This window comes from Actinoplanes xinjiangensis, from assembly GCF_003148685.1.
Taxonomy (GTDB): Bacteria; Actinomycetota; Actinomycetes; order Mycobacteriales; family Micromonosporaceae; genus Actinoplanes; species Actinoplanes xinjiangensis.
Window position 1 is genome coordinate 429,453 of the sequence record NZ_QGGR01000006.1, and the last position, 11,206, is coordinate 440,658.

Here is an 11,206-nt window from a genome sequence, read left to right on the forward strand (position 1 = left end):
CAAGATGATCGGCGGAAGTCGGGACTTTAGGCCTCACTCTTGCGGGACTTTCCGGTTTTATCCGGCGGAACCGCCCACCGGCCGTTAGGCGCGGCCGACACCGAGAGAACATTTCCGCTCAGATTCCGTCAGAGATTGACACCTGACGTATTTAACAGATTGGATTCCTTACGGATTCCGTACGGCATTCACCGGCCGTACCTCCGCTCCCGCTAGGAGTCTGCCCGTGAACCTGCGACGGCTGCCGGCCACCGCCCTCGTCCTCGTCCTGGCCGCCGGCGGCCTCGCCGCCGGCACCGGGCCGGCAGCCGCCGTCGACCCGCCCGGCCCGCTGCCGGCCGTCGGCGCCGGCACCGCATTCCTCAACGCCGACGCCTTCGTCGGCGGGTTCGACGATCCCGCCTGGTACCGGGCGAACATCCCGTTCCTGGAGGTCCCGGACCGGCAGATCCAGGACGTCTACTACTACCGGTGGAAGACCTGGAAGGAGCACCTGGTCTACACCGGGCCGCAGTTCGGCTGGATCTCCAGCGAGTTCCTCGACCCCGTCTCCTACGGCGCACCCTACGGCGGCATCTCGGCCGCGGCGGGCCACCACATCAACGAGGGCCGGTGGGTACGCAACAGCCAGTACCTCGACGACTACATCAACTACTGGTTGACCGGTCCCGGCGCGGGTCCCAAACCGGCGGAGGAGCACGTCAACCCGAACACCACCGACTGGGGGCACGAGTACAGCTTCTGGGCGGCCGCCGCGGTGTGGAACCGGTACCTGGCCAACGGCGACCGGGCCTTCGTGACCGCACAGCAGCCGGCCCTCCAGCGCTTCTACGACCGGTGGAACGTGCAGTACGACGCCGCCGTCGGACTGTACTGGCAGGTGCCCGTCTGGGACGCCAGCGAACTGTCGGCGGCGTCCTACCAGTCCGACGACCCCTACCACGGCGGCGCCGGATACCGGCCCAGCATCAACGCCTACCAGTACGGTGACGCCCGCGCGATCGCGGACATCGCCGCCCTGCGCGGGGACGGCGCCACCGCCGACCTCTACCACGGGCGGGCCGCGGCGCTGCGGAGGACCATGGACGACCGGCTGTGGGATCCGCGGCGCAACTTCTACTACCACGTCATGCGCGACCGGAACCCGGGGCTGACCAGGCTCGACACCCGCGAGCACATCGGGTTCGTACCGTGGATGTTCAACATGCCCGACGCCGGCCGGTCGGTGGCGTGGGCGCAGGTGACCGACCCGCAGGGCTTCTCCTCCGCCTACGGGCCGACCACCGCCGAACGCCGGAGCCCGCAGTTCATGCGTGACGCGCTCACCGGCTGCTGCCGCTGGAACGGGCCGTCGTGGCCGTACGCCACCGCACAGGTCCTCTCCGGGCTGGCGAACCTGCTGCAGGACTATCCGGCGCAGCCGTTCGCCGACAGCGCCGACTACCTCGATCTGCTGCGCCGGTACGCCCTCACCCAGTACCGCAACGGTGTGCCCTACGTGGCCGAGGCCCACCACCCGGACGAGAACCGCTGGATCTACGACGGCCGCGGGCACAGCGAGGACTACAACCACTCCACCTATGTCGACAACGTCATCTCCGGTCTGATCGGCGTCGACGCGCGAGCCGACGACACGGTCACGATCAAGCCGCTCGCCCCGGCGAGCTGGGACTACTTCCTCCTGGAGAACGCGCCCTACCACGGCCACAACCTCACGGTCCTCTGGGACCGGACCGGCACCCGGTACGGCCGTGGCGCCGGACTGCGGATCTTCGTCGACGGCGTACCGAAAGCGGCGCAGCCGGGGTTGAATCCGTTGACCGTCCACGTCGGCGCCCCGGTGACCCCGCCGGCGGGGGAGCGGGTCGACATCGCCGCCAACCCGCAGCGGCACGGCAACGGGGCCACGCAGCCGTTCGCGTCCTACACCTTCACCGTCGACAACGCGTGGCGCGCCATCGACGGCCGCATCTTCGAGCACGACGTCCCGCAGAACACCCGCTGGACCAGCTACAGCTCGCCGAACGCCAGTGATCACCTCGGGGTCGACTTCGGCCGCCCGGTGACCGTCGACGACGTACGCCTCTACTTCTACGACGACGGCGGGGGAGTACGGGTCCCCACGAGTTACGACCTGCAGTACTGGACCGGTGCCGAGTGGCGCACCGTCGCCGGCGGGACCGCCCCGGTCGCGAACGGGCTCACCCGGCACACCTTCGCGGCCGTCACCACGTCACGGCTGCGGGTGCTGGCCCCCAACCGGGGCGGCGGCGTCGGCTGGGGCCTCAGCGAACTACAGGTGTGGACCCGGCCCACCTTCAAGATCTTCAACCGGCACAGCGGGAAACTCCTCGCCGTCGAGAACGCCTCCACCGCCGACGGTGCACCGGTGCAGCAGTACAGCGACACCGGCACTCTCGACCACCGCTGGGAACTCGTCGACAACGGCGACGGATGGTTCCGGATCAGGAACCTGAACAGCGGCAAGGTCCTCGGCGTCGCCGGCATGTCCACCGCCGACAGCGCCCCGATCGTCCAGTACGACGACAACGGCACCGCCGACCACCTGTGGCTGCCGCTCGACGCCGGCGACGGCAACCACAAACTGGTCAACCGGCACAGCGGCAGACTCCTCGCCGTCGAGGCGATGTCCACGGCCGACAGCGCCGCCGTCCAGCAGTACCACGACAACAACACCGACGACCAGCAGTGGCAACTCCGGCCGAGCACCGGCCGCTAGCATCCATGCTGATAAATGCGTGGCGGCCCGGCGCGCCGTTGCCGATACTTCGCCGATGACCGGTTCCGGAGAGTTTCAGCCGCTGTGGCCGCGCGCACTGCGACCGGGCGATCTCGTCGTCATCGCGTCGTTGTCCGGGCCGCTCCCGGCCGTGTACGAGCCCCACATCCGGCAGACGGTGACGGTGCTCGAACGCATGGGCTTCCGGGTGCGCCGGGCACCACTGCTGGAACCGGAGCGGTCCCACTGGTGGAGCGCGGCCACACCGGCCGAGATCGCCGCCGAGTTCAACGGGCTCCTGCGTGATCCCGAGGTACGTGCCGTCATCGCCAGTGACGGCGGCCAGACGGCGTTCGGCTATCTCGACCTGATCGACATGGCGGCGATCCGTGCCGACCCCAAGCCGATCCTCGGCTACAGCGACGTCTCGCTGCTGCATCTGGCTCTCTACGCGCGCACCGGACTGGTCGGGTTCCACGCCGACATGGCGGTCCCCGGCTTCGGCGGGCACTGGCAGACCGCGTCCGCAGCCCGCCGGGCGGAACTCGAGTCCCTCTACTTCCGGCTGCTGACCGGCGCCGGCGCGATCGGTGCGCTGCCCGCCGGCCCGGCATGGGAATGCTGGCGTGCCGGGCGTACCGAGGGCCGGCTCGTCGGCGGAGTGATCAACCGGATCGCGCTGGTGCAGGCGACCCGTTTCGCGGTGCCACCCGAACGCTTCGACGGTGCCGTGCTGTTCTGGGAGGAGATGGGCGGCCACAGCTCGCACGTGTGGAGTTATCTACAGGTGATGCGGCACGCCGGCATCCTCGACCGGATCTCCGGCATGGTCGTGGGCATCCCGCGGGAGATCGCCGGACTCGAGTCGCCCGGGGCGTCCCCGACGCTGGCCGAGATCGTCCTCGACGTCCTCGGCGATCGGGACATCCCGGTGCTCGGCAACGTCGAGATCGGGCACGCCGGCCCGAATCTGCCGATGCCGGTCGGCATCCGGGTCGCCCTCGACGCCCGCCAGCGGACGCTGTCGCTGCTCGAACCGGCGGTACGGGCACACCCGGCGACCGGGCCGGCCGACTGAGGAACCCGGTGGCTGGCGCCGTCTGTCTACGCTGACCGCGACATCGCCGTGGTCGGGAGTGTGCGTGACAGAGGTAGTTCCCCACCGTGTCCGGACGGCCGCCGAGAGCGCGGGTTTCGGCCCGCTGGTGCAACGGTTCCGGCATCCCAACGCCCGCCTCTTCGCGGCCATCACCTGGGCCTACTTCGCGATGGTCGCGAGCCTGCCGCTGGCCCTGCTGGTGTCGATCGTCCTGGCCCTGGCCGGGCGCGGCCCGCAACCACAGTGGCCGGTGGCCCTGATCTCGGTGCTCGTCGGCGGGACGGCGGCCTATCTTCTCGCCCAGCTCGCGATCGGCAACGTCACCCGGCGGGCGATCTACCTCTACCCGGGAGGCTATGTCGCCACCGGACCCTCCGGGCGGGTGATCCGCACCGTCGCGTGGCAGAGGCTCGCGGGCATCGACGGCATGGGCAGCCCGCTGCAGATGCGGGTGCAGGTCGCGGGCACCCGGGCGCGGACCGTCTTCGCGTTCCGGCACCGCGGCGGCTGGCCCCGGCCGATCAAGTTCACCGAGATCACCGGGCGCGAACAGCTCGGCCCGCTCGCCTACCGGCTGTACATCGAGGACACCGGCAAGCCGGCCTGAGAGGGCACGTTCGCGTCGCACGTTCGGCCGTACCCCGGCGCGACTTCGCCGCCGGGGGCACCGTCATGGCGTACCTTCGCAGGTTATGGCCCCTGTAGTGGATTTCGGCGAGGTATCGACCGCCGGCCTGGAGTCGTCGCCGGTCGCGGAGGCGCTCGCCGGGCTGCGGGCCAACGAGGCCCGGTACTTCCGGAACAAGTACGGCCACGTCTTCACCGTGGACACCGTCGAACCCGGCAGCGCCGCCCAGCAGACCGTCGACTGGGTGCACCGCATCCTCCAGGAGGAACGCGGCCTGGTCATCGCCTCCCGGCCACTGGAGGCGACCGCCTTCCAGGTCGAGAACATCAGGATGGCGTACGTGTTCTACGAGAACGGCCTGTCCGTCAACGTGATGTACACCGTCGACGACGGCGGGAAGCGGGCGGTCGGCTTCAAACTCTCCGACGGGATGGAGGTCCCCGCGGAACTCGGCACGTTCAAGTTCGCCCGTCAGCGGTCCAAACTGGCCGGGACCATCCGCGGCTCCTACTTCATCGTCAAGAACGAATACTGACACCGCGGGAGTTCACGGGGTCAGCCCCTGGACGAGGTACAGCACGGCCAGCGCGGTGGCGAGCGCGCCGAGGAGCAACCGCAGCGACTTCTCCGGCAGGCGGGGTTGCAGGCGGGCGCCGAGGTAGCCGCCGACGAGCCCACCGGCGCCGCAGAGCAGGCCGAGTGGCCAGTGCGGGGCGACGTCACCATCGGTGGTGAGGGCCAGCACGCCGTAGGTGGCGGCGCCGGCGATCGACGTGACGAAGGTGGACGCCAGCGCGGCCGGCGCGATCCGGGTCATCGGGGTGCCGCGCCCCGCCAGGATCGGGCCGAGGATCGAGCCGCCACCGATGCCGTAGACGCCACCGACGGTGCCGGTGGCCAGGCTGAGCCCCAGGATCGTACGCCGGGACAGGGCGGGCCGGTCGACGGCGGCCGGGCGCAGCGCGCGGGCGCACAGCCACAGGCCGAGCGGCAGCAGGACCGCGGCGGCGACGAGGCGGAAGGTCCGCGGACCCGGGATGGCGAAGACCCGGACGACCGCGCCGAGGACGACGCCCGGCACACTGCCGGCGATCATCAGCCGGGCGAGCGGGCCGGTGAGCTGGCCGTTGCGCCGGTACCGGGCCAGGGCACCGGGGCCGGAGACGACGTTGAACAGCAGGTTGGTCGGGGTGACCGCCGGGTTCGGCACGTGCAGGACGCTGAGCTGGACCGGAAGCAGGAAGACGGCGCCGGACACCCCGGCGGGCGACGTCACGATCGAGATGAGCAGCCCGGCGAGGAAGCCGGCGAGCCCGGTCTGCCAGGTCATGATCATCACCATACGGCGCGGTCGTTACGTGACCTCCCCGCAACAACCGCACTCCGGCCTTGCCGGTGCCGGCTCTCGTGGGGGCGCAGCGACTGCCCGGCTGGGCCTCACGGGGAACTCAGCCGGGCGCTCGCGGCGACGGTCTCCTCGGTCTCGGTCCGGCGCCGGCGCTCGTAGGCGGCGAACGCGGCCCCCGGGTCGTCGTGGTCCCGCAGCGCCGCGGCGAGCGCCACCGCGTCCTCGGCGGCCATCGACGCGCCCTGGGCGGCGGCGGGGACGGCGGCGTGCGCGGCGTCACCGGCCAGCACCATACGGTCGTCGTGCCAGCGCGGGGTGGTCGGGATGTCGTAGGAGTCGCCGCCCACCACGTCCGGGCCGGAGGCGGCGATCACCGCGGCCGCCGGAGCGGGACACTGCCGCGCGGCCAGGTCACGCCACTGTTCCGGGCTCAGTCCCGCGGCCGGCTCCGTGCCCGGGAGCCGGGCGAACCACCACGTCCGGCCGTCGCCTCCGGGCACGGTGAGACCGGCGAACGCCCGGCTGCCACGGATCATCAGGTACTCGTCCGGGTCGAGGCCGGCCGGATTGCCGGGCGTGTAGCCGTACACGACATGCTGCCCGGACCACCGCGGCGCCGGCGCCTGCGCATCGATCAGCCGGCGGGTCAGCGAATGAATGCCGTCCGCGCCGACCAGCACGTCCCCGGCCGCCCGGCTGCCGTCGGCGAAGCCGGCCTCGACCCCGTCCGGCCCGGCCGACGCCCCGGTCATCCGCCGGCCGTGATGCACCCGGATCCCACGCGCCACCGCCAGCTCCTGCAACGCCCGGTAGAGCGCGGCGCGGGTGAGCGACCGGGCCGGCCCCTCGATCGGCCGGTGCCCGAGCCGGCGCCCCTCCTCGTCGGCCAGCGCCACCGCCCGCGCCGGGAACGACACCGCCTCCACCGCCTCGGCCGCGCCGATCGCCGCGAACGCCGCCATCCCGTTGCGCATCACGGTGAGGAACGCGCCGCCGTCCGCGCCCCCGGACGGATGCGCCTCGAAGACCTCGGCCTCGATCCCGACGTTCAGCAGGGCGAGCGCGGTCGCGGTCCCCGCGACACCACCACCGGCGACAACCACTTTGCGTACGGCCATACGCGCCATCCTGCCGTGTCCTCGGCGCAGACCGCGACGGTGATCTCAGAGAGGGCTGCGCCGCCGTCCCATGGGCCGGGCTCAGGCGGGCGGCGACGTCTGACCGGCCGGGACGCTCACGGCCTTGGAGGCGCGGGCATCGGCCAGTACCTCGGCGGGCACGTGCTGCTCGAGGAACCGGCGTGCCATCCGGGTCGACGGATGGATCGCGACGGTGGCGACCAGGATGATGCCGGCGATCACCAGCCACCCGGCGGCGCCCCAGTTCATCGCGAGGTAGGTGTACACCGCCGGCGCCCACACCTTGCCGAGCGTGCCGCTGAGGTTGGCCGTCCCCTGGTAGGCGCCCCGCTGACGGGGGTCCATGAGCTCGGCCTCGAAGGTCCAGTCGGCGGCGTTGAGGTAGAGCTCCGCCCCGGTCACGGTGATGTGCCCCAGCCAGACCAGGGCGATCGTGATCCATCCGATGGTGTCGTGGGTGGCCAGCGTGATGAGACAGGAGATCACGAAGAACGCCGACGAGATGCGGATCGCGCGCAGCGCGGTGGGCAGCCCGTCGACCCCGCGTGCCGCCGCCATCGGCAGGAAGATGCACATCACGGTGTTGGTGGCGAACAGGAACGCCAGAAGCACCCGCGGTGCGTCGGTCTTCTCCACCAGCCACAGTGGGATCACGACGTTGAGCAGCACCTGGTTGGTCCAGAACACCCCGGCGAAGAAGGTGGTGAGCAGCCATCCGGGATTGCGCATCGGCCCCGGCCCGGGGATCCGCATCCGGCGCTCGGCCGGGGTGCGGTTGTCGTGCGAGGCCCGCGGCAGCTTGGCGACCCCGGCCGCGTTGACCAGGAAGACCAGGGCGGTGAACCAGGGCATCGCGTGCAGCACGGTGTTGGAGTGGAACGCCAGCGCGATTCCCCCGGCGAGCGAGCCGAGGGTGAATCCGAGGTTGAGCGCGGAGTACATGTAGGCCCGTGACCGCACCCGCTCCTCGGGGGGCAGGACGTCGATGGTGTACGCGCCGTGGGCGGCATGCCCCAGCGCGCCGATGACCTCCATCCCGACGGCCATCGCGACGAAGCCGGGGAAGTCGCCGATGAACGGCCACAGCGCGAACATGGCCGCCTGACCGGTCGCGCCGACGGCCCACATCCTCTTCGGCCCGAAGCGGTCGACCAGTTTGCCCATCGGCAGCGCCGCCAGGAACGAGGCGATCCCCGCGCAGGTCAGGCCGAGACCGACCTGGGCGGCCGACAGCCCGACGATCTGCGTGAAGAACACCGCCGACCCGGTCATGAACGCGCCCTCACCGAGCGCGAACATCAGCGACTGGAGGGCGAGCCGCCCGGCCAGAGCCGACGGGGGACGCATGTGTCGAAGGGTGGCGCTGAGTCTCACCCGGCAAGTCTCCGGGTCCCGATGTCAGATGTCGCCCGATTTTCGCCGCCGGCGCGTGGTGCTCAACGCCAGGTGACGACGGCTCTGTCGCGCCAGGACTCCCAGGCAGGCAGGTCGCCGTCGACGTCGAGGCCCTCGATTCCGGCGCGGTTCCACAGCAGCAGGTACAGGTCGGACGCGGTCCCGGCGAGACGGAGGCCGGCCGGCTGTCCACCGGCGTCGACGTACAGCCGATCCGGTTCCATCCGGATGGTCCAGGCCCGCCCGGCGTCGGTGGCGTGCAGCGACATGCGCAGCGGCGGGTCGGCGGCCAGTCGCTCCGGGCGGCGCTGGAAGAAGGCGTGGAGGAGCTCGTCGATGCCGTCGACGGCGAACTCCGGGCTCCATCGCGGGCGGGACCCGGTCGCCGATTCGACGTCGGCGCGGTGGACGGCGGTCTCGTGGGCCTGCCGCCGGGCCCAGAACTCCAGCGGCGAGGCGGCCGGCAGGAACGTCCAGCAGTCGAGTGCCGGGTCGGCGGAGACGAGGGCGGCGACCAGGGAGCGGTGCCCCTCCCGGAACCAGTCGAGCAGGGTGCCGTCGGTGGGGGCGGCGAAGAACTCGTCGGCCGGGACGGGATCCCGGTGCCGCGCGGTGACGTGGGCGGTCGCCCACCGGTGGACGCCGCCCAGGTGATTCAGCAGGTCGGCGATCACCCAGCCGGGGCAGGTCGGCACTGCCGCATCGAGGCCTGCATGGTGGGCCGCCTCGGCCAGACGGTCGCCGTCGGCCTGGAGCGTCTCGATGAATTGATCAACGCGCATCGGGTCATCCTGGCATGCCTCCACGAACGCGTACGGCCCGTCAGTCGGCGATGGCTGTGCCGGGGGGCCTCCCCGTCTCCGGTGGCCCCCCGGGTGGGATCACTCGTTTCTGGAGGCGGCGACGGTTCGCCACCCACTTCTCGACGTCGGCGGCCCGCCACACCTTGCCCTGGCTGAGGTCGGCCACCGGCGCCGGGAAGTCGGGCCGGCAGGTGAGCTGGTAGACGCGCTGCCGGGTGATGCCGCCCAGGAGCATGCGGATCTCGTGGGCGCCCATCAGATACCGTTTGTCGGCCATGCTCATGACTATAGGCCACAGACAAGTGGTCATGAGACCGGAGGGGCGATTCCATCCGTTCGGTGTGCCGGTGGGCGATGTGCCCCGGTGGGCGATCGCTGCTCACGAGTGCGGGCCCCGGCCCCGGAGGCTCTCTAGAGTTGCCGGCATGACGATCGACCTCACCGGGTTCGCGGCGCTCAGCTTCGACTGCTACGGCACGCTGATCGACTGGGAGACCGGGATCGCGGCCGTGCTCGCGCCGTGGGCCCGGGAGCAGGGGCTCCAACTCGGCGACGATCAGCTGCTGCTGACCTACGGCGACCACGAGGCGGCGGTGGAGCGCCGGACGCCGGCCCCGCTCTACCCCGAGGTGCTCGCCGAGGCGTTCCGGCGTACCGGCGCCGCTCTCGGCCGCCCGGTCTCCGACGAGTGGGCCCGGCGGCTGGCCGGGTCCGTGCCGCAGTGGCCGGCCTTCCCCGACTCGCCGGGTGCCCTGGCCCGCCTGGCGCAGCACTACCGGCTGATCATCGTCTCCAACGTGCACCGCGACGGCTTCGCCGGGAGCAACCGGCACCTGCGCGGTGACTTCGCCGCGATCATCACGGCCGAGGACGTCGGCGGCTACAAGCCGGGGGACCGGCACTTCCGGGCACTGGACGCCGCCCTGCCGGGCCTCGGGATCGAGCGCGGGCGGCTGCTGCACGTCGCACAGAGCCTGTTCCACGACCACGTCCCGGCCCGGCGGGAGGGGCTGCCGTCGGTGTGGATCAACCGGCGGCACGACCGGCCCGGCTGGGGTGCCACCCCGGAGCCGGGCGAGGAGTTCAGCTACGACCTGCAGTTTCCGACCATGGAGGCCTTCGCCGACGCCGTCGACCGGGCGTTCGCCGCGAAGAGCGCCTGAGCCGGTGATCCCCTACCTGACGGCGGAGCAGATCGTCGCGCTGCTGCCGCCCGCCGCAGCCGTCGCCGCCGTCGAGGACGCCCTGCGGGCCGGCCTCGACCCGTCAGCCGGTGCCGCCCGCAGTGCCGTGCCGCTGCGTCACGGCTCGCTGCTGCTCATGCCGGCCGAATCCGAGGCGCACGCCGGCGTCAAAATCGTCACCGTCGCGCCCGGCAACGCGGCACTCGGCCTGCCCCGGATCAACGCGCTCTACGCCGTCTTCGACGCCGTCACCCTGCAACCGGCGGCACTGCTCGACGGTACGGCGCTGACCACCCTGCGGACCCCGGCCGTGTCGTTCGCGGCCGTCCGGCGGTTGCTGCCGCCGAACCCACACGTGGTGGTGTTCGGCGCCGGGCCTCAGGGCCGGGGGCACGTCGACACGCTGAACGACCTGGTCACGCCCGCTTCGGTCACGGTCGTCACCCGTACCTCGAACGCCGGGGTGGACAGGTCGTTGCGGGGCGCCGACCTGGTCGTCTGCGCCACCACCGCCCGGGAGCCGCTCTTCGACTCCGCGCTGCTCGGTGACCACGCGATCGTCGTCGCCGTCGGCTCGCACGAACCGGATGCCCGCGAGGTCGACTCGGCGTTCTGCGCGCGGGCCACCGTGATCGTCGAGGACCGGGCGACCGCGTTGCGCGAGGCCGGCGACGTCGTCCGCGCCGTCGCCGACGGTGTCCTCGACCCGGACCGGCTGGCCACCATCGGCGACGAGGTCGATCCGGCCGGGCCCGTCCTTTTCAAGGGGACCGGCATGGCCTGGCAGGACCTCGTCGTCGCGGAGGCGGTCCTGGCCGCGGCACCGGCCACCTAGGATGGCGGGACCGCGTTCGGCTACCGCCCGGTCCA

The 11,206-nt window shown here is 71.8% G+C and carries 11 protein-coding genes; 6 read left to right on the forward strand and 5 right to left on the reverse strand.

The genetic code is table 11. The features are described from left to right. The first annotated feature begins 226 nt into the window (after positions 1-226). The 4 genes from BC793_RS50595 to BC793_RS16660 all read left to right on the forward strand — a co-directional run bounded on the left by BC793_RS50595 (position 227) and on the right by BC793_RS16660 (position 5,002). Positions 227-2,740 carry an MGH1-like glycoside hydrolase domain-containing protein gene (locus BC793_RS50595; RefSeq protein ID WP_109593415.1) on the forward strand — a complete coding sequence of 838 codons (2,514 nt, stop codon included), beginning with the start codon at positions 227-229 and terminating at the stop codon, positions 2,738-2,740. A 55-nt stretch (positions 2,741-2,795) separates the two neighbouring features. Further along, positions 2,796-3,818, forward strand: coding sequence for a S66 peptidase family protein (locus BC793_RS16650; protein ID WP_109593416.1), 1,023 nt, complete (start codon positions 2,796-2,798; stop codon positions 3,816-3,818). 64 nt (positions 3,819-3,882) lie between these two features. Beyond that, positions 3,883-4,446 (forward strand): hypothetical protein, encoded by a 564-nt coding sequence (locus BC793_RS16655; protein WP_146246310.1) that lies wholly within the window; start codon positions 3,883-3,885, stop codon positions 4,444-4,446. 85 nt (positions 4,447-4,531) lie between these two features. Then, positions 4,532-5,002, forward strand: a complete 471-nt coding sequence (locus BC793_RS16660; RefSeq protein ID WP_109593418.1) for a phage tail protein — start codon at positions 4,532-4,534, stop codon at positions 5,000-5,002. A 12-nt stretch (positions 5,003-5,014) separates the two neighbouring features. Here the strand turns inward: BC793_RS16660 and BC793_RS16665 are convergent, their stop codons facing one another. The 5 genes from BC793_RS16665 to BC793_RS16685 all read right to left on the reverse strand — a co-directional run bounded on the left by BC793_RS16665 (position 5,015) and on the right by BC793_RS16685 (position 9,408). Next, a complete protein-coding gene (locus tag BC793_RS16665; protein WP_109593513.1) occupies positions 5,015-5,797 on the reverse strand; it encodes a sulfite exporter TauE/SafE family protein in 783 nt (260 codons plus the stop codon). A gap of 107 nt (positions 5,798-5,904) precedes the next feature. After that, a complete protein-coding gene (locus tag BC793_RS16670; RefSeq protein ID WP_109593419.1) occupies positions 5,905-6,933 on the reverse strand; it encodes an FAD-dependent monooxygenase in 1,029 nt (342 codons plus the stop codon). Positions 6,934-7,014: 81 nt separating this feature from the next. Then, a complete protein-coding gene (locus BC793_RS16675; RefSeq protein WP_239170016.1) occupies positions 7,015-8,301 on the reverse strand; it encodes an MFS transporter in 1,287 nt (428 codons plus the stop codon). An 89-nt stretch (positions 8,302-8,390) separates the two neighbouring features. Next, positions 8,391-9,131, reverse strand: a complete 741-nt coding sequence (locus tag BC793_RS16680) for a maleylpyruvate isomerase family mycothiol-dependent enzyme (protein ID WP_109593421.1) — start codon at positions 9,129-9,131, stop codon at positions 8,391-8,393. A gap of 40 nt (positions 9,132-9,171) precedes the next feature. After that, a complete protein-coding gene (locus BC793_RS16685) occupies positions 9,172-9,408 on the reverse strand; it encodes a helix-turn-helix transcriptional regulator (RefSeq protein ID WP_373871223.1) in 237 nt (78 codons plus the stop codon). Between the two features lie 169 nt (positions 9,409-9,577). Here BC793_RS16685 and BC793_RS16690 point away from each other — a divergent pair, with 169 nt between their 5' ends. After that, positions 9,578-10,315: an HAD-IA family hydrolase gene (locus tag BC793_RS16690; RefSeq protein WP_203896200.1), complete on the forward strand. Its 738-nt coding sequence runs from the start codon at positions 9,578-9,580 to the stop codon at positions 10,313-10,315. A 4-nt stretch (positions 10,316-10,319) separates the two neighbouring features. After that, positions 10,320-11,171, forward strand: coding sequence for an ornithine cyclodeaminase family protein (locus BC793_RS16695; RefSeq protein WP_109593422.1), 852 nt, complete (start codon positions 10,320-10,322; stop codon positions 11,169-11,171). Positions 11,172-11,206: the final 35 nt, after the last annotated feature.